21 protein-coding genes are annotated in these 24,485 nt (G+C 47.7%); 11 read left to right on the top strand and 10 right to left on the bottom strand.

Annotated features, from left to right (window positions below; all coding sequences use genetic code 11):
* The first annotated feature begins 19 nt into the window (after positions 1-19).
* The 3 genes from QM717_RS10810 (at position 20) to queA (ending at position 2,735) form a co-directional block, all read left to right on the top strand.
* Entirely contained in the window at positions 20-346 is a 327-nt protein-coding gene (locus QM717_RS10810; protein ID WP_415037485.1) for a nucleotide pyrophosphohydrolase, read from the top strand.
* A 13-nt stretch (positions 347-359) separates the two neighbouring features.
* Positions 360-1,589, top strand: a complete 1,230-nt coding sequence (locus tag QM717_RS10815; protein WP_415037486.1) for a 3-phosphoshikimate 1-carboxyvinyltransferase — start codon at positions 360-362, stop codon at positions 1,587-1,589.
* 96 nt (positions 1,590-1,685) lie between these two features.
* Positions 1,686-2,735: a tRNA preQ1(34) S-adenosylmethionine ribosyltransferase-isomerase QueA gene (queA, locus tag QM717_RS10820; RefSeq protein ID WP_415037487.1), complete on the top strand. Its 1,050-nt coding sequence runs from the start codon at positions 1,686-1,688 to the stop codon at positions 2,733-2,735.
* Positions 2,736-3,037: 302 nt separating this feature from the next.
* Here queA and QM717_RS10825 read toward each other — a convergent pair whose 3' ends face one another.
* A complete protein-coding gene (locus QM717_RS10825) occupies positions 3,038-5,545 on the bottom strand; it encodes a T9SS type A sorting domain-containing protein (RefSeq protein WP_415037488.1) in 2,508 nt (835 codons plus the stop codon).
* A 374-nt stretch (positions 5,546-5,919) separates the two neighbouring features.
* On the opposite strand from QM717_RS10825, the gene kynU reads away from it, so the two are divergent.
* Positions 5,920-7,197, top strand: a complete 1,278-nt coding sequence (gene kynU, locus QM717_RS10830; RefSeq protein ID WP_415037489.1) for a kynureninase — start codon at positions 5,920-5,922, stop codon at positions 7,195-7,197.
* A 54-nt stretch (positions 7,198-7,251) separates the two neighbouring features.
* Here the strand turns inward: kynU and QM717_RS10835 are convergent, their stop codons facing one another.
* A complete protein-coding gene (locus QM717_RS10835) occupies positions 7,252-8,919 on the bottom strand; it encodes a T9SS type A sorting domain-containing protein (RefSeq protein ID WP_415037490.1) in 1,668 nt (555 codons plus the stop codon).
* 187 nt (positions 8,920-9,106) lie between these two features.
* On the opposite strand from QM717_RS10835, the gene QM717_RS10840 reads away from it, so the two are divergent.
* Positions 9,107-10,201 carry an agmatinase family protein gene (locus tag QM717_RS10840; protein WP_415037491.1) on the top strand — a complete coding sequence of 365 codons (1,095 nt, stop codon included), beginning with the start codon at positions 9,107-9,109 and terminating at the stop codon, positions 10,199-10,201.
* A gap of 387 nt (positions 10,202-10,588) precedes the next feature.
* A complete protein-coding gene (locus tag QM717_RS10845; RefSeq protein ID WP_415037492.1) occupies positions 10,589-11,926 on the top strand; it encodes an FAD-dependent oxidoreductase in 1,338 nt (445 codons plus the stop codon).
* A 171-nt stretch (positions 11,927-12,097) separates the two neighbouring features.
* Here QM717_RS10845 and QM717_RS10850 read toward each other — a convergent pair whose 3' ends face one another.
* The 8 genes from QM717_RS10850 to QM717_RS10885 all read right to left on the bottom strand — a co-directional run bounded on the left by QM717_RS10850 (position 12,098) and on the right by QM717_RS10885 (position 19,983).
* The gene (locus QM717_RS10850) at positions 12,098-13,384 is read right to left on the bottom strand and encodes an NAD(P)/FAD-dependent oxidoreductase (protein ID WP_415037493.1); all 1,287 of its coding nucleotides are present in this window, start codon (positions 13,382-13,384) and stop codon (positions 12,098-12,100) included.
* A 42-nt stretch (positions 13,385-13,426) separates the two neighbouring features.
* Positions 13,427-13,792, bottom strand: a complete 366-nt coding sequence (locus QM717_RS10855; protein WP_415037494.1) for a cupin domain-containing protein — start codon at positions 13,790-13,792, stop codon at positions 13,427-13,429.
* A complete protein-coding gene (locus QM717_RS10860; protein WP_415037495.1) occupies positions 13,792-15,033 on the bottom strand; it encodes a T9SS type A sorting domain-containing protein in 1,242 nt (413 codons plus the stop codon). Before QM717_RS10860 ends, QM717_RS10855 begins: the two co-directional genes overlap by 1 nt.
* A gap of 17 nt (positions 15,034-15,050) precedes the next feature.
* On the bottom strand, positions 15,051-15,500 hold the full coding sequence (locus QM717_RS10865) for a YybH family protein (protein ID WP_415037496.1): 450 nt from the start codon (positions 15,498-15,500) through the stop codon (positions 15,051-15,053).
* On the bottom strand, positions 15,497-17,749 hold the full coding sequence (locus QM717_RS10870) for a T9SS type A sorting domain-containing protein (protein ID WP_415037497.1): 2,253 nt from the start codon (positions 17,747-17,749) through the stop codon (positions 15,497-15,499). The genes QM717_RS10865 and QM717_RS10870 overlap by 4 nt, the downstream gene beginning before the upstream one ends.
* Positions 17,750-17,828: 79 nt before the next feature.
* Entirely contained in the window at positions 17,829-17,966 is a 138-nt protein-coding gene (locus QM717_RS10875) for a T9SS type A sorting domain-containing protein (RefSeq protein ID WP_415037498.1), read from the bottom strand.
* Between the two features lie 125 nt (positions 17,967-18,091).
* Positions 18,092-18,460 carry a DMT family protein gene (locus QM717_RS10880; RefSeq protein ID WP_415037499.1) on the bottom strand — a complete coding sequence of 123 codons (369 nt, stop codon included), beginning with the start codon at positions 18,458-18,460 and terminating at the stop codon, positions 18,092-18,094.
* Positions 18,460-19,983: a helicase HerA-like domain-containing protein gene (locus QM717_RS10885; protein ID WP_415037500.1), complete on the bottom strand. Its 1,524-nt coding sequence runs from the start codon at positions 19,981-19,983 to the stop codon at positions 18,460-18,462. Before QM717_RS10885 ends, QM717_RS10880 begins: the two co-directional genes overlap by 1 nt.
* Positions 19,984-20,352: 369 nt before the next feature.
* On the opposite strand from QM717_RS10885, the gene QM717_RS10890 reads away from it, so the two are divergent.
* The 5 genes from QM717_RS10890 (at position 20,353) to QM717_RS10910 (ending at position 24,484) form a co-directional block, all read left to right on the top strand.
* Complete coding sequence (locus QM717_RS10890) at positions 20,353-21,174, top strand: MotA/TolQ/ExbB proton channel family protein (RefSeq protein WP_415037501.1); 822 nt, start codon at positions 20,353-20,355, stop codon at positions 21,172-21,174.
* Positions 21,175-21,257: 83 nt separating this feature from the next.
* The gene (locus tag QM717_RS10895) at positions 21,258-21,872 is read left to right on the top strand and encodes an ExbD/TolR family protein (RefSeq protein WP_415037502.1); all 615 of its coding nucleotides are present in this window, start codon (positions 21,258-21,260) and stop codon (positions 21,870-21,872) included.
* A gap of 20 nt (positions 21,873-21,892) precedes the next feature.
* A complete protein-coding gene (locus tag QM717_RS10900) occupies positions 21,893-22,516 on the top strand; it encodes an ExbD/TolR family protein (RefSeq protein WP_415037503.1) in 624 nt (207 codons plus the stop codon).
* A 21-nt stretch (positions 22,517-22,537) separates the two neighbouring features.
* Positions 22,538-23,338 (top strand): energy transducer TonB, encoded by an 801-nt coding sequence (locus QM717_RS10905; RefSeq protein ID WP_415037504.1) that lies wholly within the window; start codon positions 22,538-22,540, stop codon positions 23,336-23,338.
* A gap of 267 nt (positions 23,339-23,605) precedes the next feature.
* On the top strand, positions 23,606-24,484 hold the full coding sequence (locus tag QM717_RS10910; protein ID WP_415037505.1) for a PstS family phosphate ABC transporter substrate-binding protein: 879 nt from the start codon (positions 23,606-23,608) through the stop codon (positions 24,482-24,484).
* Position 24,485 lies beyond the last annotated feature (1 nt).

The raw sequence follows: 24,485 nt of genomic DNA on the forward strand, positions 1-24,485 counted from the left end.
CCCTAAAAAAGCATCAAAAATGGATATCAAAAATGCCCAACTCGAGGTAGACCGCTGGATCAAGAACCACGGCGTCCGCTATTTCAACGAACTCACCAATATGGCCCAACTCACCGAAGAAGTGGGCGAGGTGGCGCGCATCATTGCGCGTCGCTATGGCGAACAATCCGAAAAGGAAAGCGACAAGAACAAAGACCTGGGCGAAGAACTGGCCGATGTGGTCTTTGTGGTGCTCTGTCTGGCCAACCAGACCGGCGTCGACTTGCAGGCGGCTTTCGACAAAAAAATGGACCTCAAGACCCAGCGTGACCACGACCGCCACCACAACAACGAAAAGCTCAAGTAAATTAGAATTGATAATGGACTTGCATCTGGCAGCATCACGGGTCAACAGTGCATCCGAAATAAAAATCGGCGGATCCAAATCGGAAACGAACCGTTTGCTGTTGTTGCAGGCGCTGTATCCTGAAATCGGCCTCGAAAATACTTCGGAGGCCGATGATTCCGAAGTGATGCGCCAAGCGATTCAAGGAAACGATTCCCTGATCGACATCCACCACGCCGGAACAGCCATGCGGTTCCTGACGGCCTATTTTGCGATGCAACCCAACCGCGAAGTGGTCTTGACCGGTTCCGACCGCATGAAAGAGCGCCCGATCCAAATCCTTGTCGATGCGTTGCGCCATTTGGGTGCGGCTATCGAATATGCCGAAAAGGAAGGATTTCCACCGCTGCGCATCAAAGGCAGCAAACTCTTGGGCGGAAACATTTCGCTTGCGGCCGATGTGAGCAGCCAATTCATTACGGCTTTGCTGCTCATCGCACCGAAACTCGGGAACGGCCTGCAATTGACTTTAAACGGCCGGATTACTTCGATGCCGTACATCTTGATGACGTTGGGATTGTTGCGACAGATTGGGGTGCAAACCGAATTCGTGGGAAACACCATTACCGTTCCGAATCGTTCTGTATTGGCACCCGTTGCGCTCGCCGTCGAATCGGATTGGTCGTCGGCTTCTTACTTTTATTCCATCGTTGCCTTGTCGGAAATAGGGACGACAATTGCGCTTTCCCATTTCGGGGAAAACAGCCTGCAAGGCGACCGTGCTTTGGCCGAGATCTACCAGAATTTTGGTGTAGGGACGACTTTCGATTCCAACAAAATCATGCTCCAAAAAACGGCGCATCCGGTATCGGGGCATTTGCTGTTGGATCTCAATGAAACCCCCGATATCGCCCAAACCATCGCCGTGACTTGTTTCGGATTGGGCATCGGCTGTGAACTCACCGGATTGCACACGCTCAAAATCAAGGAAACCGACCGGCTTACGGCCTTGCAAAACGAATTGACCAAACTGGGTGCAACTGTTTCCGTCACCCGCGATCGCCTGACATTGGAAGCTTCAACGGCCATCCGTCCCGATGTCAAAATCGAAACCTATAACGACCACCGCATGGCCATGGCTTTCGCCCCGCTGGCATTGAAAGTCCCGATTGTCATCCAATATGCCGAAGTCGTTTCCAAATCCTACCCGAACTTTTGGAACGACCTTGAATCCATCGGCTTTAAAATCTCCCAAGGCGAGTAAACTCAGGCACTCAGGTACTCAGACACTAAATAACTCAAAAAACACTTGACAACGCCTTGTCGACAATCGTATATTTGCAGCCATCAAAAAAGTTTTATGAAATTATCACACTTCAACTTTAACCTACCCAAAGAACTTCTCGCAGAATTCCCAGCCGAAAATCGTGACGAATCACGCCTGATGGTCATCCACCGCGACACCAAGAAAATCGAACACCGCATGTTCAAAGACCTGATCGATTATTTCGAGGACGGCGATGTCCTGGTGCTCAACAATACCAAGGTGTTCCCGGCGCGTCTGTACGGAAACAAGGAAAAAACCGGAGCCAGAATCGAGGTATTCCTGTTGCGCGAACTCAACTCCGAGCAACGCCTTTGGGATGTACTCGTCGATCCGGCGCGTAAAATCCGTATCGGAAACAAATTGTATTTCGGCGACGATGATTCGCTCGTGGCAGAAGTCATCGACAACACCACTTCACGCGGCAGGACGTTGCGTTTCCTCTACGACGGTTCTTACGAAGAATTCCGCAACAAATTGACCGAACTCGGTGAAACCCCGATTCCCAAATACATCAACCGCGAAGTCAACGAAGATGACGCCGAGCGTTACCAAACGATCTACGCCAAGGAAGAAGGCGCTGTTGCCGCACCGACTGCCGGTTTGCACTTCTCGAAACACCTTTTGAAAAGACTCGAGATCAAAGGCGTGAACTTTGCCGAAATCACGTTGCATGTCGGTCTCGGAACCTTCAACCCGGTCGAGGTAGAGGATTTGTCCAAACACAAAATGGATTCTGAGGAACTCGTCATCACCCAGGAAGCCTGCGACATCGTCAACGCCGCCAAGGCCAAACGCAAAAAAGTGTGCGCGGTAGGAACGACTTCGATGCGTGCGATCGAAAGTTCGGTTTCTTCGGCCAAGACGCTCAATCCGTACGAAGGTTGGACGAACAAGTTCATCTTCCCGCCGCACGATTTCAGTGTAGCGAATTGCATGATCACGAATTTCCACACGCCAAAATCGACCTTGCTCATGATGGTTTCCGCCTTTATCGGCCACGACCTCATGAAAAAAGCCTACGAGGAAGCGATCAAGGAACAATACCGTTTTTATTCTTACGGCGACGCGATGTTGATTTTGTAAGCATCGGTTTAAAATAATAAGCCACGAATTCACGAATTAAATTAACAATTTGTGAATTCGTGGCTTTGCTTTTTTACTTCGTACAGTTCGCTTCGCTCGGGTGGGCGTTGCCTGCGGCCGCGCTTTCCGCTATATCTTTTGCTTCGTAAACTCCGCAAAAGGATGTCGCTCCAATCGCTAACGCAGACGCTAATCAAACAAATAGGGTATTGGTCACGAATACACGAATTTAGTTCAAATTATTCTCTGAAAATTCGTGAATTGCTTCGCCAGTTCGCTGCGGTCGGGTCGTGGCTAAAAAATTATTCCATAATCAATTTCCTATTGTAAATGCCGTGGTCGGTTTTGACCGCCACCAAATAAATCCCCGAAGAAAGATTTTCTACCGAAAATTCCGCCTCCGAAAATTCCCCCACGAGCAAACCGGCCAAATTGTAGATTTTGATGTTGACCAAAACTTCCGCACCGGTGGTCACTTTGACCCATCCACTGGCCGGATTCGGGTAAAGCGCAATGCGGTTGTCTTGGGGTTTGTTCTCGTTTGTGGAAAGCGGCGCGAGACTGCCCACTTTCATGCCGTTGCCAAAGCTCGTGACCCAAAGTTCATTGCTGTTGTACGGGTTGAAGAACACACGCTCGGGTTGCTGGAACGGATACGAATCCACTTGTGAAAAGGTCGGGGTTGTGTTGTTGAGGTTCGAGCACATCCACAAGCCCTGTCCTTCGGTGGTCAAATAAATCTGGTTGGCATTGGCCGGGTTGAACGTAATCGAAGCCACACGGTCGATCGTCGTTCCGGTCAGTTTGGTCCAGCTCGTGCCGCGGTTCGTGGTTTTGTATAAACCGCCAAGTCCGTTCGGTGCACCGCCCCAACCGCTGAAGACACAAACGTACCAAGTGTTTTGTGCCGTATCGTTCGGATCAATCACGACGTCTTTCGTCCAATAGTGCATGCCCGGATGCGAGACATCGGTCCACGAACTGCCGTTGTACACAAACACACCCGAACTGTTCTGGAAGCCGTCATCCGTGCGGCGCCCCGAAAAGGAAGCGACGACCGTTCCGTCGTTGAGCACATTGATGCAGGCCGGGTGTTTCTGCGTACGCGGTGGATTCGGCAACAAAGTCCAGGTCGAGGACGCGAGCAAATTCAAATTCGTCGTTTTGTAAATGCCGCCTACGCCCGAACCGCCGTTGTAATGGATGACGCTCGCATAAGCGATGTTCGGGTTGTTCGGATCAAGGGCGATCCAAAACACCGGATGCCCGAATACGTGCAAATTCTGCCAAGTCTGTCCTTGGTTCGTCGAATACACGATTTTGCCTTCGCTGTCGTTTTGGTCCAGGATTTCATCGGCCAAACGCGTACTTTGGTACATGTCGTGGATGCTTGAAGTCGCCATGAACAAATTGCCATTCGTTGGATGTTCGACGATGCGGTAACTCGTATTGGCGTTGTGCCCCGTATAATTGAACGACCACGACAAACCGCCGTCGTCGCTTTTGATGCCTTTGATATCCGAAAAACACGACCAGATTTTATTGGCACTCGTCCAATGCATTTGCCAACTCGTTGTATTTTCGAGCCCGTTGCTTTGGTACGCATGGAATTGCGGCGTTGCCACACCTGCCGGATTCTGCGTTGGCGTGGCCACATACGCTTGCTGCCAAGACGTGCCGCCGTTCGATGTTTTATGGATGAAACCGTAATCGCCAAAAATGACCTTATTGGCATTGTTCGGTGAAACCGCCATGCCAAACGGACATTCGCCGTAACTCCACGGACGGTCGCCGCCATGGCCGCTCCATCCGGTGGTGATGTTTTGGTTGTTGGTCGTCAGAAAAGTGTTGCTCCAATTGGTTCCGGCATTCGTGGTTTTGAAAACCGTCGGTCGCGAATTGGAATTGCTTCCACAGAGATACACCGTATTGATGTCGTTCTTGGCCATGCCTACGAACATCGGAAAATCGGTCGCTACATTTATTCCGGTCATCTTCGGCGTCCAATTTCCGGAGCCGTAATCCAACGAATACACACCCGTAGGAAATCCCCAATAATCGGAACCCGGCATGCCGGCATAAATATCACTATTGGCACCCGTGATGCAAAAGAAACGGGTTACGCCGCCGACTTTCGCGCCCGCAAACGACCAAATCCGGTCCGAAGCCGGAATCCCGGTCAAGGCCGCGATGCTCCAATTCGCACCGCCATTAGTCGACACCAAAACGCCGTTGTTGGTCCCGATGTAAATGTTGTTGTCGTCAAAGAACACCCCGCCCACAACAATGCCGTTGCCGGTCGCCGCGGTATGGATGCTGGTAAAACTCGTCCCACCGTTACTCGAGAAATAAATGCGGTTGTACCACGAAATAACGATGCGGTTCGGGTTGTCGAAATCGGCATCGATGCTGTACAATTCTTCGTAATTATTTGGGTTTCCGGGCAATGCAGTCCAGGTCGTTCCGCCGTCGGTGCTTTTCATCGGCCGTTGCATGTCGGCTGCATAACTGATGGTGTACATCAGGCCCGGGGTCGAGGTAAAACACACCTTAGACGCATGGCCGCCCCAAATCTGCCGGTGGTCGACCTGGGTGTAATTGGCCCCGAAATCGGTGGTGTGGAACAATTCGCCCATGTCGCACGAAGCAAAATACTCGTTGTCGTTGGCCGGATTGATCGCCATCGAGAACATGGCGCCACCACCGCCTACGCCACGTGAAGTGAACGAAGTCGGTTGCGAAAAAAGCGATTGGGAACTCAGGATTGCGCCCCATAGCAATAGGGCGGCTTTGAAAACGGGATGTTTCATAACATAAAAATTGGTTAAGTAAATGCATGTGAAACTTCCTCAAAAGTTCGGGGCTCTTTTGGAAAGCGTAGTGTAGGGCAGGATAAAGTTAACGAAGATTATTTTGAATCCGGAAATTTTTTCGGCTAATTCTTGTTTTAATCTTTGATTAAATCGGTGTTTAAACGGTTGATTTATTGTTTTTTGTGCGTTGCCTGCGGCCGGGCTATCCGCTGCAAGTCCTCGCTTCGTCGTACCTCCTCGCTGTGGGCTTTCCGCTTCTATCCCTAACGCGAGCCCGAGAATCATTCGACGTTTGTACTTTCAACCCAACCAAATCTTTGCGTCTTTGCGTTTAAAAAACTACATTCGCAGAGCAAACAACAAATCACAACATGACCTTCCAAAATACCAAAGAATTTGCGAGAAGCCTCGATGCACAGGACGCGCTCTCGAAATACAGAAACGAATTCATCTTTCCCAAAGTGGGCGGCAAAAACGTCATTTATTTCACCGGAAATTCGCTCGGCTTGCAACCCAAACGCACCAAAGCATTTGTCGATGAAGTGATGGACGACTGGGCCAACCTCGCCGTCGAAGGCCACTTTTATGCCGAGAAACCGTGGTGGGATTACCACGAACGATTTGCGAATCCGCTCAGTAAAATCGTCGGGGCCAAACCTTCTGAGGTGACCGTAATGAACACGCTCACGATCAACCTGCATTTGCTCATGGTTTCTTTTTACCAGCCACAGGGCAAGCGCTATAAAATCCTTTGCGAAGCCAAGGCTTTCCCGAGCGACCAATACATGATCCAGTCGCAGGTACGCCACCACGGCTATGACCCAAAGGATGCGATCGTCGAGATTCAGCGTCGGGAAGGCGAACACAACATCCGCCACGAAGACATCATTGCCAAAATCAATGAAGTCGGCGACGGGCTTGCGCTTGTTTTGATTGGCGGCGTCAATTATTATACGGGCCAGGTTTTCGACATCGAAAAAATCACCAAGGCAGGCCATGAGGTCGGAGCGAAAGTCGGATGGGATCTCGCACACGCCGCCGGAAACATCAAACTCGAATTGCACGAGTGGAACGTCGATTTCGCAGCCTGGTGCAGTTACAAATACATGAACTCGGGGCCCGGAAATGCCTCGGGTTGCTTCGTCCACGAAAAGCACCACGGCAACAAAGACTTGGTTCGTTTTGCGGGTTGGTGGGGCCACAACAAGGAGCGCCGATTCAAGATGGAACCCGATTTTGACCCCGTCAACGGTGCCGACGGCTGGCAGGTTTCGAATTTGCCGATTTTGTCGCTCGCTCCGTATCTCGCTTCGGTCGAAATGTTTGCCGAAGTCGGTATGGACGCGCTGATCGAAAAACGCAATAACATTACGGCCTACCTCGAATTCATCCTGCACGAAATCGACAAGGAAGTCGACAGTACGTTTGAAGTCATCACGCCAACAAATCCCGAAGAACGCGCCTCGCAACTCTCGGTATTTCTACACGGTGAAGGTCGTGCTTTGTTCGACTACCTGATGAAGAATGGCGTCATCACCGATTGGCGCGAGCCTAACGTCATCCGACTTGCGCCGGTGCCGTTGTATTGTTCGTATGAAGACATGTACGATTTCGGGCAGATCCTCAAACAAGGCATTCTTTCCCATTAAACATAAAAAAGTCCGTTGCAAAACGGACTTTTTCATTATTTGGATGTTTGTTTCTTAATTCTTCAGAATGGATTTGGTCGTTACGCCATTTTCGGAAGTGATTTTCACAAGATACTTTCCACTGGGCAAGCCTGCTGTTGACAATTGGATTTCGTTATTGTTTACATTGTTTTTCTGCAAAACCTGTTGGCCGAGTAAATTGTAAACGCCCACTTCTGAAATATTTTCTTTGGCCGTAATATTTACCACATCATGCGCCGGGTTGGGGTAAATCGCGAAAGAATCGGCGCCGAATTCTTTGGTCTTGATGAGCTGGTTCGTGTAAGTGACGGTTACCGTCCAAGTGCCATTGACGACACGATTGTAGACGACATCACATTCTCCGGCACCATAAGTACGCCAGGCGCGCAATTCGAATTCTACAGTTCCGGTAGCGCCGTCGGCAATGTCGAGCCCGCTGCGTTCATAGCTGTAAGTTCCGGTGGTTCCGCCCACGCCAGAAGTTACTTCGGTTTCGGTCACTCCAGTGGTGTTGCAAACCAATAGGGAACGTTGTTCCGACATCCAGCCGTTGAGTGCCGTTTGCATGTCATACGAAGTCGCCACCGAAGTCACGACATATCCATCTGGAACGGTTACCGTAAATACGCCCGGGCAATTTGTTGTCGTGGTTACGTCGACAAAATCGACATAAGTGGTCGAGATGTCGCCGCCGTTGTAAACCCCCGAAGTTTGGCCAGTGGTAAAGCAGATGGAATCGCTCCAAGGCCCGAAATCGGTTTCCCCGCAACGCGAGCGCACCCACACACAATAAGATTGACCGGTAATCAAACTGCTAAGGTTCAATAAAGTCAGGTCGGTATCGTCGGTTGGTGTGGTTGAAGCCGTCGGCGGTACGCTGTTGGCAGAAAGATAATACTGATAGCCCATGCCTGGAAGAATCACCGGTGCGGTCCACGAAATGGCGGCGGTGTTGTTGGTGATTGCCGAAGCATTCAGTTGCGTTGGCGCCGGACAAGTGCCCAAATCCTGTGCGCTGAGTGCCAAAATGTTGATGACGCCTTCTTCGAAAGACTGTTTGTTGAAGTCAATACTGGTGATGGTTTTGGTTTGGTTCTCTGCAAGGATGTTGATTTGAAACTGGTACAATCTCGGGTCGCCGGCCGGATTCTCTACGATGTCCGACATACGACCGACACGCCCAAAGCCAGTAGCCACAACCGGCAAAGCGTTGCTGAAAAACCAATCCGGAATAACCCCGGTTGCGATTTCCTGTGTGGTGTTGTCTGAAAAATGGATCGTACCACCCAAGGTAGCAGAACCATTGCCGCAGGCCGCCAAGACATACACGGCGGTAGACGGCACGGCGTTGCTGATGTTCATAGTGCCTGAATCAAATTGCCCCAACAGACGTAAAGAGTTGTCTCCCGTATAAGGGGCGAGTTGGTACGACAAACCAGGAGTGGCGAGGTTGTCGATCAAACCAGAAACAGGCAAAGCGAAACTATTGACGGGATCGGTGCTGAGCAATTGGTAATCGGCGCTCATGAGCACAAATTCGGAAAGGTCGAAAGAATCGGTTGTGGACAGCAATGCCGACCCGACGCCATTGGCAATGACATCGGTTGAATAACCCGAAGTGATTTGTAAAGTGCGGTAATCCTGCGCAAATGCCGTGTGTGCAAAAGCAAAAGCGCCTGCAAAGAGTAAAAATTTTCTCATTGTAAGTTTGGTTTAGGTTAGTGATTTTTAAAAAGTTGCGTTGTGCTGAAATGTTCCAGCCGCATAAAAATAATCTTTTTTTTAACATCTTTAACAGAATTATTTAATCCCAATAAATTCCCATTTTGACGGTAGTTCCCGATAATAATTTTTAATTTTGCGTTCCATTCAAAAAATAAAAAACGCCATGTTTGACACTTCAAAACAGGAAAAAATAAATGCATTCGACCCGTCGCAACCGGGTTTGGCCGACCAAAGTATTTTTGGTTTGCCGTTTACCGCCGATGAAAGTGAAATCGTCATCATTCCCGTACCTTGGGAAGTGACTGTAAGCTACGGGGCTGGCGCGTCCGAAGGACCCGAAGCCATTCTCGACGCCTCGTTCCAGGTCGATTTGCACCACCAGGAATTTCCCGAATTGTGGAAACTCGGGATGTACCTCGACCTTAACGAACAAACCGACCAATGGGCCGAAGACAGCGCCAAATACAAGGAACTTGCCCAGCCGATCATCGAAGCACTCGAAGGCGGACAGGTCGTGGCTGAAAACCCTGCATTGCAATCGGATTTGGATAAAATCAACGAAGTGTGTCGAAACCTGCACGATCAGGTGCGTGAGCGTACGTTGTATTGGATGTCGCAAGGCAAAAAAGTTGCGCTGTTGGGCGGCGACCATTCTACGCCATTGGGTTATTACGAAGCCTTGGCAACTAAACATGACCACTTCGGAATTTTGCATCTCGACGCCCACATGGATTTGCGTATCGCTTATGAAGGTTTCGAATATTCGCATGCGTCGATCATGTACAACGCCTTGAAGATTCCGCAGATTTCGAAAGTCGTTCAGGTGGGCATCCGCGATTTTTGCGAACAGGAAGCCGAAATCGCCGTCAAAGACCGCGTCGTCGTGCATACCGATAGGGACCTTAAAGCCGAAACCTTTACCGGAATGAACTGGGACCAGCAATGCGACAACATCATCGCTGCGTTACCGCAGAAAGTCACGATCAGTTTTGACATCGACGGAATGTATCCGTGGTATTGCCCGAATACGGGAACGCCGGTTCCGGGTGGTTTTTCGTTTGAACAGGCGGCGTACCTTTTGAGTAAACTGGCTGCAAGCGGAAAGGAAATCATTGGGTTTGATTTGGTTGAAGTCGCGCCAGGCGAAGACGACTGGGACGGAAACGTCGGGGCGCGGATGCTGTTCCACATGTGTGGCGTTTTGGCCAAGAACAATGGCTTGCCGGTGGGGAATAAGCTTCAGTTCAATAGAAAATAATTTTCAATTTATTACAGAGTATCTGCCGTGGAGTTTGCGGCTTTTTAACTAACTTGAACCTCGGGGTGGGCTTGGGGCATCCCCAAGGAAACGTTCAAAGTTTCTGATTTTATACAAAAGATTATAAAAGACGGTCGCCATGTACCGTCTTTTTTATTTTGGAAACCGATGCCCGCGTGAGCGATGGAAGTGGAAAGCCCGCAGTCCCGACACTTCGGGACGAGGACTTGCAACGGACAGCGCGACCCGCAGGGGCACGCCCACCCGAGCGAAGCGAACTGTACGAAGTAAAAAAATCACATTCGGACAAATCTTAAAAAAAACCATAATTTTCCCGTTTCTAGGGATTAATGCGTAATTTTGCCACGCAAACCACAACACCGCTTCATGCAAAAACCCCTTCGCATTGCCATCGTCGGATCCGGATTAGTCGGGTCACTTTTGGGGATTTACCTCAGAAAAGGCGGGCACACCGTACACATTTACGACCGAAGCCCAGACATTCGAACCATCCAGTTTTCGGGTCGTTCGATTAATTTGGCGATGTCGGACCGTGGCTGGAAAGCACTCGACGGTGTCGGTGTGGGCGATGAAGTCAGGAGCATTGCGATCCCGATGGACAAACGCGCCATCCACCTCAAGGACAAACTCAATTTCCAGCATTACGGCAAGGAAGGTGAAAGCATCTATTCGATTTCGCGTGGCACATTGAACCGCAAGATGATCGATTTGGCCGAAGCCGCCGGTGCGGAATTTTTCTTCGAACAGAAAATCTGGGATGTTTCGTTGGCCGAGGCGACTTTGCACATCGGTGAAAGCGAACGCGGCGAATGGAAAGACGTCAAATACGATATGGTTTTCGGTGCCGACGGTGCGTTCTCGAGAATCCGCCACCGCATGCAGCGCCAAAGCATGTTCAACTATTCACAGGAATTTTTGAACACCGGATACAAAGAACTCAATATTCCCGCAAATCCAGACGGTTCGCACAAACTTGATAAATATTCATTTCACATCTGGCCGCGCGGCGAGTACATGCTCATTGCGCTTCCGAATTTGGACGGCAGTTTTACCTGCACGTTGTTCATGCCGTTCGAAGGCGAGAATTCGTTTGCCCAGCTCAACGACCGCCAGAAAGTCGAGGCATTTTTTGAAAAGAATTTCCCCGATTCAATCGACGTGATCCCGAAATTGGCCGAAGATTTCTTCAAGAACCCGACCAGTACATTGGTCACGATGAAATGCTATCCGTGGACGTATGAGGACAAGGTTGCCTTGATTGGTGATGCCTGTCACGCGATTGTGCCGTTTTATGGGCAAGGCATGAATGCCGGTTTTGAAGACATTACGATCTTGCAGGAATTCATCGAGCAATACGGCGACGACTGGAAGGCCATTTTCGAAAAATACCAGGACAGCCGTAAGCCCAACGCCGATGCGATTGCCGAACTGTCCTACCGCAATTTCATGGAAATGAGTTCGAAGACCGCCGACGAGAAATTCCTGTTGGCCAAACGCATCGAAAAGCGTTTCTCCGAAAAACACCCCGACAAATGGTTGCCGCTCTACAGTCGCGTAACCTTCAGCCACCGTCCATACACCGAGGCGCTTGCCATTGGCGACAAGCAAAAAGCGATCATGGATGAGGTGATGCTGCTGCCCGATATTGAAACGATTTGGGACAGTGCACAGGTTGAAAACAAGATTTTAGAATTGTTGCGTTAGGAGCCATTTCCGGCTGTCCGCTCTATCTTTTGCTTCGTAAACTCCGCAAAAGGATGCCGCTGCCATCCGGGCTAGAGCATCCGGCTAACTTCAACATTCGATGTTCGTTAATCGATATTCGACATTTCTTGAACCGCAGAATGCCGATTAACGAACAATGAATGTCGAAGATTACAGCTTTCGTTCCACCGGAATATTATCCACTTTCTTCGTACCGGGTTTGAGCAAAATCCTGAGCGTACTGTCGTTGCTGAAATAACTGAACGCCCATTGGATGAAAATGAGCAATTTGTTCTTGAGGTTCAGGATCAGCATCAAATGCACGAACATCCAGGTCAGCCACGCAAACACGCCGTGGAAATGAAACTTGGGCAAATCGACCACCGCTTTTCTTTTCCCGACGGTCGCCATCGAGCCTTTGTCGTGGTATTCGAATTCAGTTAATGATTTATTCTTGAGTTTGGCCTTGAAATTCTTGGCCAAGATGTCGGCCTGTTCGTTGGCTACGGCTGCGAGTTGCGGATGGCCGTTGACATATTTTGGCGTCGTCATCCACGAAATATCGCCGATTGCATACACATCGGGTACATTCTGGACTTCGTTGTGTCGATCCACAATGAAGCGATTGCCGCGCGTAAGGCTTTCCTTGGGCATACCATCGAGCGTATTGCCCACCACACCGGCCGCCCAGATCAGGTTCAGGCTGTCGATGCTTTCGCCGTTCTGGAGTTGGACGGTTTTGCCGTCGTAATTACTCACGATCGTACTGGTTTTGACAATGACGCCCAAATCCTCGAGGTATTTTTGCGACCATTTGCGCGAGTCGTCGCTCATCGGGTTCAATGTGAACGGCGTACCTTCGAGTAAATAAATCGTCAGTTTGGAGAAATCTTTATCGGGATAATCTTTTGGCAATACATTCTTTTTCATTTCGGCCAAGGCGCCCGCGAGTTCGACACCGGTGGGGCCACCGCCGACGATCACAAAATTCATGAGCGGTTGCAAATCCTTGTGATCGATGATGAGTGCATCTTCGAAAGTCTGCAAAATGCGGTTGCGCAATTGGATCGCTTCGGGTACCGATTTCATCGGGAACGAGAACTTTTCGATTTGCTCGTTTCCAAAATAATTGGTCGTCGCGCCAAAGGCAATCACGAGGTAATCATAGGTAAAGGTATCGATATTGGTGCGCAAGGTTTTGTTTTGCATATCGACCGAAAGCACTTCGGCAATCCGGATGCGCACGTTTTTGGAGTGCTGGAACACTTTCCGCAAAGGGAATGAAATACTGGCCGGTTCGAGTCGCGCCGTGGCGACCTGGTACATCAAAGGCTGAAATTGGTGGAAATTGTTTTTGTCGAGGAGTAGGACGTCGTATTGGGTGTTTTCGAGATGCTGAGCAAGACGTAATCCAGCGAATCCGGCGCCCACAATAATAATGCGTTTACGGGCTTCCATAGTGTTAATGTTGGTAACACAAAGGTACGGCGCAAAAGCGGTTTACTGCTCTCTATTAACGTTTTCTATAGAAAAAGCGGGCAGGCAAATGGCCAGGTATTCGCAAGGCTGGTCAAACGGATTGGAATATTGTACGCGTGCGTTTTTTTCGATCTTGATCGATTGTCCGGCCTCGAGCACGACGGTTTCGCCTTCGATGATGAATTGCTTCTTGCCTTTGATGATGTAGGTGTATTCATCAAACGTCGGGGTTTGGAACGGTTCGCTCCAATGGGGCGGTGCGACCATGTGTGCGATCGAGATTTCTCGGTTGTTCGTCGTGGCATTGCCGTGGTGTTCTTCGATGAGTTTGCCATCATCGGTGGGGACGACAAAAGGGGTTTTCTGGATGAAATATTTCTTGGCCATTATTGTTTGATGAGTTTTTGGGTAAATTGATCCGTGTCGGTTTTGATTCTGATCAGGTAACAGCCTTTTGCCAACGCGCTGACATCAATCGACTGTTTGTCCTTTAGGTTGTTCGCTTCGATTATTATTTTTCCGGTCACATCATACAATTGGACCGAGAGGAAATTGCTTTGGGTTTCAAAGAACAATGCATCGGAAACCGGATTCGGATACATTTTGGTGGCTTTGTTCGTCCAATCATCGCGCTGCATCATCACCGTAATGGTTTGTTGCCGGATGTCGGTTTGGCCGCAATTCGTTGCGTTTAAAATAACGGTGTAGTTTCCGGGACTTTCAAAAGTATGTGCCGGATTGATTGCCTCTGAAGTTTGTCCGTCGCCAAAATCCCATAAGTATGCCTGGGCATTGATTGAAGCATTGGCAAATTCAAAAGTAATCCCGTCCGTACTGGCAAAAGTGTAATCGGCTTTCGCATCATGACTCCCGATTTTCCAATCGGACAAATGCTCGTAAACCAACATTTTCACGACATTCTTGACCAGGGAGGTCTGTTCGGGCGCAAGTCCGGCTTCATAAGTGATCAAGCTCGGGTCATTTCGGAACAAAGCCGTGTAAAAAGTACAGGCCGCGGCATAGGAACCCAACAGCGAAGGATGGCTTCCGTCATCGGCATACAACTCGAGTTCGGGATGATGGGTCCGGATGTAGCGCCATACCGCCCCCACAGGAGAAACCACTGCGGTATTGTCCTGCGTCATGGTCATGTAGCAGTTGTAAATACGGTCGTCCATGCCTTCGTAGGTACACATGGGCGTATAATAAGGGCAATATTCGCTGTCGCCGTTTTTCCTTCCCCAAGTCATGTAAAAAACGGTTTCCGCGCACGGATTGTATTGCAAGATTTTGTTGTTGAGCAATGTTGCATACTCGTAAACCATGTACGACAAACTGAAATCGGGAAGCGCGGGCCGTTGGCTTTGCTCCTGGAGTACGACAAAATCCCAATTGCCCTGTTGGATTTTGGTTGTAGTGACCGTGGCGGTCCAATGGTCTTCGAACGTATAACCACCAGGCGTAAAATTGTCATGAATGAGCATATTGCCGGTCGAAGCGGCCATGTCTGCACACAATTGCGGCAAATTATTTACCCCGGTATAGCTGTTGCCGAGAAAAAGGACATGCTTGGTCGTTTGGGCCAATCCGGTTTGGAATACGAGCAGTGAAAGAATGATCCGTAACATGTGGCCTTTGGTTTAGTTTAGTCCCAGACGTATTTCCAGGATCCGTCTGTTTGTTTTTTCCAGACCGTATGGAACACGCCTTTGTAATCGGTCGCTTTGCCAGTCGAGTCCTTGATGGTCCAAACGTATTTTCCGTAAGTGTAACCCATCGTGCCGTCTTTCGAGACATCGATGAAATCGGGTTTCCAGACCACCGATGCATTTTTGAGTTTCGGATTGCTGTAATATTTCCTGATGTTGTCGCGGCCCTTGATGAGCGTGTCGTTTTCGCGTTTGATGACGGCCTCGGGAGCAGCGAATTGGTAGAATCCTTCTGCAATCCCCTTGGTTTTCACGAGTTCGTTGAAAGCCTTTTCGGCATTGGCGATCTGGTCCTTGGTATCGACCGCGCTGTGCTGTACTTGCGGAAGAAAAGCGGCCAAAGCCATACCAAGGGCCAACAAGGCGGTTGTAGTTTTAAGCGTCATTGCTTGATAATCTTTTCAGTGCTGCTGCCATTTTCGGTCGTGACCTTCACGAAATAAATGCCCGCAGCATTTTTGTGCATACCAAAGATAACGATTTTATCATTTTGCATCGCCGTTTCGATCAATCTTCCTTGAATGTCATACAGTTGTATCGAAGTGATCTGGTCTTTCGCCCTAATGGTCAATTGGTCCTTGACCGGATTCGGCGCGACGGTAACCGAACGGTCTTCAAATTGATCGCGTGCCAGGATATTGAAAACACTCGTCGCCGGTTCGGTCGTGATCGGGAAATTGTAGTCGAAGAAGATATCGGCCTTGTTCGACACCGAACTGCCGACGGTCAAATTGTTCTTGGTTTTGATTTTAAACGCGACAAATCCGTGGCTGCCTGGTTCGTTGTCCTGTTCGGCCGGCAAATGGATGCCTTCGAAAATGAACTCGACCGTGTTGCCGTTGATGCGCGTCATCTGCGGATGCGAACTGCCGGTGAGTTGCAGCGAACTGATGTCGAATTTAGCCGTGTCTATTACATCTTTGACGACCACATTTTCGGCTTCAAATGTCCCCGAATTCTGGAAACGGATGACATAATTCAGGTAATCGCCAATCATTGTAGGGTTGATGGTCGTTCCTTCGAGACAGGTTTTGTCGTTCGGGTCGTAGGAACCCACCACCGTTTGCATAAACACAAAAGTATCGGTTACCGGTGCCGAGTCCTGTCCGTTGACCTGGATCATTGCGGTAAAAACCAACAGGTCATTGTTGTTGACCGGCGGGGTTTCCATAGGCGAGTTGAGGTTGAACGTGAGGTCGATGACGCGTGTTTCAAACGGCAACAGGTTTTGGAAATTCCATGTCAGGTTATGGGCCGATTGGCTGTTGGCAGTCGTTGTGGCCATAAGAAAATCAAGTACATTGTCATCAAAATTGAGGTTGACCTGTCCGCTCAGGATTTGGTTGCCTTTGTTTTTATAGATGATGCGGTATTGCGCGTCAAAACCAGGCCGCGCCGGTCTCAAAGGCAGCAAGGTAATTTCGGGCTCATAGACAATACCGATGGGGGTGAGACAGAAATTGCGCGTTTGCGTAAGATTGTTGCTGACATTAAAACTCACCGTGGCCGATGTTGGCGTCACCGTAAAATTGGTATTGTCTAGTACGGGCGTCAGGGTAAAATTTCCGGTGTTGACTGACAGATCGTAACTTCCATCACTCCTAGTGAAAATTGCCCCGCTTTGGCTACCGTCCGAAACATTGAGCCGGATGTTGGGCATCGCCGTGTCTGTCGCATCGCAACCATCGGCAAACAAATCATAACGAACCGTACCCGCAATGGCGTTGTGGTTGCCGCCGAGCCCGAAGCTGCAATAAGTGTTGACGGCTACGTTGGTTTCGCCGGCCAGCAGCAAATTGGTCAATACGCTTTGTTGTTCCGATTCATCGACACAGATGTATTGCAGGTTGGGGCAGTTGGTCGAATTGCTCCAGTTCAGGTAATTGAAACGTCCGTTTTTTACATTCAAAGAAGTCAGGTTGGGATTGTCGCCTACCATAAAATTAGATCCCTGTGTGGTTACATTGCTCAAATCGAGGGTGGAAAACAGGTTGCCTTGGGCATCGAGCGAATTGAGCTTGGTCAGGTGGGTCAAATCTAAATGGCTGATGGTATTCCATGCACATTGCAAATCCACGAGGTTCACCAAATCTGTCACGTCCAACGCCGTCAAATCGCAACTGCTGCAGTTGAGGTATTCGAGTTGGCTCAGGTTGTTTACATTGAGCGAAGTCAGGAAGCAGGCATAGGCATGGACGAATTTAAGGTTGGTCAGCGCACTCAAATCCAAAGCAGTAATCGGGTTCATCACCAAATCGATTTGTTGCAGATTGGTCAAGCCGGTCAGGTTGACACTGGTGACACCACATTGTCCAAAACTAAGCGAGGTCAGATTCGACATGCCGCTGACATCGAGCGTCGTGAAATTGTGCGCACTACAGTCAAGCACTTGCAGATTGGCAAACGAACGGATTCCGGTCATGTCAGTAATCGCGGCTGACAGCCCACCAAAATTAGTAATGTCCAGATTGGTGACGGCCAATGCTTCCGACAATTGGATTTGGTTGTCGTTGTTGGTGTCCACTCCACGATCGATCAAGGCGTTTTTGAATTTGATGTCTGGGATCGTAACGATTTGCGCTTGCGCGGAAAAAAGGCATAAGGTGAAAAAAATAAAAGCGTAAAGTTGTTTCATAACCATTTGTTTTGGATTGTATGCATAACAGCCCAAAATTAAAAATCCCTACCGAATGATAGGGATTTACAAGACTTTTTTACTGCTTGATGATTTTTTCGGTTCGGTTTCCTTTCTCGGTTTGGATGGTCAGGAAGTAGATCCCCGAAGCTTTTTTCGACAGGTCCAGTTGTAGGGTTTGCTGGTTTTTGTGTTCCGATAGAATCAACCGTTCCATCAAAAGGTCTCATGTTTCTTGATTTTGCTAGTTACAATTGCGGAATAAGGCATCCAAATTCTCGATCGGCGTTGTCTTCAAAAGACAACATTTATCCATTGCAAATCCCTACTTTTCGGATCAAGCTACTTCTTGAAGATGAAGTAAACCGCGAGGATCAAAAAGCAAAAACCAATCGCGTGGTTCCAGCGGAAAGTCTCATTCTTGAAAAACAACAACGAGAAAATCACAAAAACCACGAGCGTAATGACTTCTTGGATTACCTTGAGTTGCATCAAGGAAAATGGACCGCCATTGCCTTGGTACCCGATTTTATTGGCCGGTACCTGAAAACAATATTCGAATAAAGCCAATCCCCAACTGATCAAAATGATTGCAATGAGCCCAGCATTTTCAAACCATTTGAGCTCCTTGAATTTGAGGTGGCCGTACCAAGCGAGCGTCATGAACACGTTCGACAAAACCAACAGGCCAATAGTGAGGATGCTTTTCATTATTTCTTGAATAATTTGGTCAATATTCCGAAAGCCCCGCGAATGAAAGTGGCGCTGGTCAAAACTTTAATCACCGATTTGGTCGTTTGGCTCATCGGTTCGTTGGCTGCTTTGCGTTCTTCCTTGGCTTCGGCCTGTTGCTGTTGTTGCTCGGCGGCTTCTTGTTCGACCGATTCGATTTTTTTGTTGAGCATCTCGTAGGCGCTTTCGCGGTCGATGACTTCGCTGTATTTCTTGACCAGTTTCGATTGGGCGTTGATTTGGTCGATTTCGCCCTGGGTGAGTACATCCATGCGGCTCATCGGGGCGCGCATCATCGTAGCGGCGAGCGGAGTCGGTGTGCCTTTTTCGCTCAAGGCGGTGACCAACGCTTCGCCGATTCCGAGATTGGTAAGCGTTTCATCGGTTTTATAATAGTCCGAGATCGGGTAATTTTCGGCGGTCATCTTAATGGCTTTTCGGTCGTTGGCGGTAAAAGCTCGAAGCGCGTGCTGTACCTTGAGTCCGAGCTGGGCCAGGACGGCACTCGGCACATCCATCGGATTCTGTGTCACGAAGAAAATCCCGATGCCTTTGGAGCGGATCAGCTTGACAATGCTTTCGATCTGTTCCAATAATGCTTTGCTGGCTTCGTTGAAAATGAGGTGTGCCTCGTCGATAAAGATGACGAGTTCGGGTTGGCCTGAATCGCCTTGTTCGGGCATCTGCTGGTAGATCTCGGCCAGAAGGCTCAGCATAAAAGTCGAAAACAATTTGGGTTTGTCCTGGATGTCGGTCAGTCGGATGATGTTGACATAACCGCGTCCGTTTTCATCGATGCGCATCAGGTCGTTGATGTCGAACGACATTTCGCCGAAGAACAGATCGCCGCCCTGTTGTTCGAGTTCGATGATCTTGCGCAGGATGGTTCCGGTGGTCGAGGTAGAGATTTTTCCGTAGTGTTCTTCGATTTCGTCCTTGCCTTCCTCGGTGATGTAATTGATGACTTTTTTGATGTCTTTCAAATCCAAGAGCGGCATCTTGTTGTCGTCGCAATATTTGAAAATCACTGCGACGACGCCCGATTGGACATCGTTCAAGCCCAAGATGCGCGAGAACAGCACCGGCCCGAATTCGGAAACCGTGGCGCGCAGGCGGACACCGTTTTGTTCGGACAGGGTCATTAATTCGACAGGGAATCCCAACCTTTCGTACGGAATATTAATCTTAGTATGGCGTTCTGTGATAAAAGGCAATTCGGTTCCAGGTTGGGCGATGCCGCTGAAATCACCCTTGATGTCCATCATGAGCACGGGAATGCCGAACGAAGACAGTTGTTCTGAAAGTACCTGGATGGTTTTGGTTTTGCCGGTTCCAGTGGCGCCAGCGATGAGCCCATGCCGGTTGAGCGTTTTGAGTGGGATTTTGACGTGTGCATTGGGCAAGGCTTCGCCATCGAGAATGGCACTGCCCAGGATGATGCTTTCGCCTTTTGAGGCATAACCGTCAGTAATTAATTGGGTAAATTGATCTTGTTTGCTCATGTTTGGGAATGGATAAGAATTGAATTTTAAATATCAAATTTTTGGCAGTTAAATTAGTGTTATTTTAATTTTAAAAAATGATTAGCCGTAAGAAAAATAGTTCAAGATTTTTGAAGGATTTGCATTGAAATATTACCATCATATTTTTGTAAAAATTATTTAAACGTTTATAAAACTATGCTTTTATTTAACATTTTTCAAATAATCGTGAAACCCTTGCCATTGCTGACGTAATAAGGGATTAAATTAATCATAATAAAATTAAAAAAAGTTTTTTTATTTAAACTAAAAAATTAAATTTGCTGCTATTCAAAAATTTTTACAACTAAAATTTACTTAAATTATTTAAAACTATTAAAAATTAAAAAAATGGCAAACGTTAAAAAAGAAAGTAGTTCAAAAGGAGGTAGCATGTTCTCTGGAATTGTGATTGTGGCATGCGTTTTTGTGGGTTGGATTATTTGGCAATTCATCATGGGTGCAGGCTCGAACTTTGAAGGAGGCGTAAACACAGGGCACCCGCTACCAGGAAATTACCTTGCGATGGTTTACAAAGGAGGACCAATCGTACCGGTTTTGATGGGATTACTTTTGATGGTTATTGTTTTCTCTTTTGAGCGCTACATGGTGATCACCAAGGCGGCTGGAAAAGGAAACTTGGACCAGTTTATGAAAAATGTACAAGGAAATATTAAGAATGGCGATATTGACGGTGCTATTGCAAACTGCGACAAGCAACAAGGTTCTGTTGCCAATGCGATCAAAGCTGCTTTGATCAAATACCAAGAAGTTAAAAAAGAAGGTTTGAACAGCGAAGAAGCTGCTGAGACGATCCACAAAGAAATCGAAGAAGCTACTTCATTGGAAATGCCAATGTTGGAGAAAAACTTGACGATCTTGTCTACCTTGGTATCTTTGGGTACATTGGCAGGTCTCTTGGGAACAGTAACAGGTATGATCAAGGCGTTCGGTGCTTTGGCTACTTCAGGTACTCCTGACCAGGCGATGTTGGCAAACGGTATCTCTGAAGCGTTGATCAACACCGCTACAGGTATTGCAACTTCTGCTTTGGCGATTATCGTTTACAACTTCTTTACTTCTAAAATCGATACATTGACTTACTCAATCGATGAAGCTGGTTCGACTATCGTAAATACTTACAGACACTTCAGAGGTTCTTTGAAGAACTAATTTAATTTAAAATATCGCGCAAAGCACGAGGTTGTATAATTAAGGTATGACCGAAGTTTCTGCAAAGTATAAAAAAGATAAATATGGCTAACGTAAAAATGTCCAAAAAAGCCGCGTCTATTGATATGACCGCGATGTGTGATGTTGCCTTCTTGTTGTTGACGTTCTTTATTTTGACCGCCACAGCAAAGCAACAAGAACCATTGCCAGTCGATACGCCGGCCTCTACTGTACAGACCAAATTGCCTGAAAGCGATTTGGCTACGATTACGGTAGGTAAAGGAAAAGTATTTTATGACCTCAAAGGGAGAGAAGTTCGCAAGAAAGCACTCGAATTGATGGGGCAAAAATACGGAATCACGTTTACTGAAGATGAAGCAAATCGTTTTGCCTTGATGGAAGGTTTTGGTGTACCCGTCCAAAACTTGAAGCAAATCATCGCAATGACCAGTTCTGAAAGAAATAAGTTAGGCTTGCAGCCGGGGATTCCAAAAGACTCTTTGGACAACCAGCTCAAAGAATGGATTTACAATTCCAGGATTGCAAACATTGAAGTGAATGACAACGAATTGCAGATCGCTATCAAAGGAGATGCAAAAGAAGAATATCCGCAGATCAGAAAAATTATGGATATTTTACAGGATCAAAAAATCAATAGCTTCAATTTGGTTACTGGTTTAAGAGGAAAAGATTTTTAATTAAATAAAAGTATACAGAAATGGCTGAATTAAATACCGGCGACAGTGGCGGCGGCAAGAAAGGCAGTAAGAAGGTAAGAAGTAAAAAACAAAACTCAAAGGTCGATTTGACCGCGATGGTGGATTTGGCTTTCTTGCTCATTACGTTCTTTATGTTGACGACCTCACTGTCAAAACCGCAATCCATGGATTTGGGTTTGCCGGACAAAGATGATGATCCTACCAAAAACAAAGACGTAAAGGTTGACGAAAACCGTACGATGACGATTTTGTTGGGTGACAACAATCAAATGAAAATGTACATGGGATTGTTGGCCACGCCAAAATTGGCCCCGAAAGAAATCGCTTATGGAAAAGAAGGCATCCGCAAGGAATTGCTCAAACAGAAGGAAGCGGTTATTCAGTACACGGGTAATAAAGACAAAGGACTCATCGTTATTATTAAACCGAGCAAAAAATCGACCTACCGCAATTTGGTCGACATTCTCGACGAGATGGCGATTGTAGATGTTCCGACTTATGCAATCGTTAATGATTATGCTCCTGAAGAAAGTAAACTGATTGGTGTTGACAACGCCGGTGCTTCAAGCGGGTCATCCGCAACTCCAGAAGCGCCTGCAGCCGAAGCGGCACCAGCACAGTAATCTAATTAAAAGTAAAATAAGATGAAATTAGATTTATTAAAAAGAACATGGACGGACATCGTATTCGAAGGTCGTAACAAAAGTTACGGCGCCTACGAATTGCGTATGACCAATCCTAAGGTAACATGGAAAGCGTTCGGAATCGGTGCCGTCGTTTTTGCCTTCTTGGTTAGTATTCCAATGTGGGCCGACCTGATTGATTTCAGCTCTTCCGATGACGATGCTGCTTTAGATAAGAAAATCGTAACGGTTAAAATCCCGCCAAAGGAAAAACCGAAAGAAAACCTTCCGCCGCCACCGCCACCGCCACCAAAAGTGGACCAAGTGAAATTCGTGAAGCCGGTGGTTGCTAAAGCGGAGGAGGTAGTTGAAGAACCGCCGAAAATCAAAGAAATTGTCGATAAAAAGTTGGGTGCAGAAACCATCAAAGGAGATCCCGATGCAGAATTGACAGTAGAACCGGTTGGAAACGGACCTAAAGATGTAGTCGAAGAAGACAACACCATCTACAACGCGGCAGGTATTGAGGTGAAAGCCGATTTCCCTGGAGGAGTTGATAAGTTTAGGGCTTACATCAGTAAGAACTATCAATTGCCTGACGAGGAAGGACTCAATGGTAAAGTGTTTGTTTCGTTCGTCGTTGAAAAAGATGGGTCGCTCACAGACATCAAAGTATTGAGAGACATCGGATACGGTACGGGTAAAGAGGCGGTAAGAGTAATCAAGTCTTGCCCGATCAAATGGAACCCAGGAGAGCAGAACGGAAAAAAAGTTAGGATGCTTTTCTCCCTTCCGATCAACATCGTAACGGCCAGCAATTAATGTTACAAAAGACCGAAAAGAATTTCAGGAAGAAATCGCCCAAAGAGCGATTTCTTCTCGTTATAGGTATTCTGTTTTTCTTGGTCTACCTTGTTTTAGGGTTGATTGTCATTTTTTGGAAAAAATTCCCGCTCAACATGCAGCCAGGCTACAGAATTGCTTTTGGCGTGTTGCTGATCGGGTATTCGTTCCTAAGGTTTTTGCGTTTTTTCCAGTCGAATAGTGAACAATAGCATGAAAATTTCCACAAAAATATTTGGTCTTGTTTTGCTTGCATTGTGCGTAATCACCTGCAATGACAAACAGGCAAAACAGGAAACGATTCTCAAAGGCGAGATGACCCTGCTGGTGGACGAAACGTTGGTTCCCATTATTGAAGAACAGATTGAAGTTTTCGAAAGCCAATACGATGCTAAAATAACCATCGAGGCAAAATCGGAGGCCGAAGTCATCCAAACGTTGGCCAACGACAGTGCACGTGTCGCGATCCTGGCCAGGAAACTGACGACACAGGAAGAGAACGCCATCAAAGCAAGGAAAATAACGCCAAAAACCACCAAATTTGCAACCGATGCCATTGCATTAATTGCCAATAAAGGGGTAAAAGACACCATCATTACTTTGCAAAGTGTGCTGGATGTCTTGCATGGGAAACCGCAACCGGGCATCAAAGGATTGGTTTTTGACAATCCCAATTCGAGCACCGCGGGCTTTATGAATGCGTTGGCCGGAATTGAGACTTTTCCAGCCGAAGGAGTATTCTCTTTCAAGACCAACGAAGAAACCATCCGCTATGTAGCAGAAAACGATGGAATGATTGGGGTAGTCGGGCTCAACTGGTTGTCGAATCCGGCGCCAAAAATGCAACCGATTGTCGATAAGGTAAACATACTCAGCGTGAAAGGTAAAACGGGGGATTATGTTTTTCCAAGCCAAAATGACATAGCAGAAGGCAAATACCCTTTGGCACGTGATTTGTACATCGTCAATTGTCAGGGTTATGCCGGGCTGGGGATGGGTTTTGCTTCATTCATCGCCGGAGAAATCGGACAACGAATCATACTCAAATCGGGGTTGGTGCCCGCCAAAACACCTTCAAGGAAAATCCTTATCAGAAAGGAAATTGAAAAAAATAAAAATAAATAAG

The sequence above is a fragment of the Flavobacterium sp. genome (assembly GCF_047602195.1).
Classification (GTDB): Bacteria; Bacteroidota; Bacteroidia; order Flavobacteriales; family Flavobacteriaceae; genus Flavobacterium.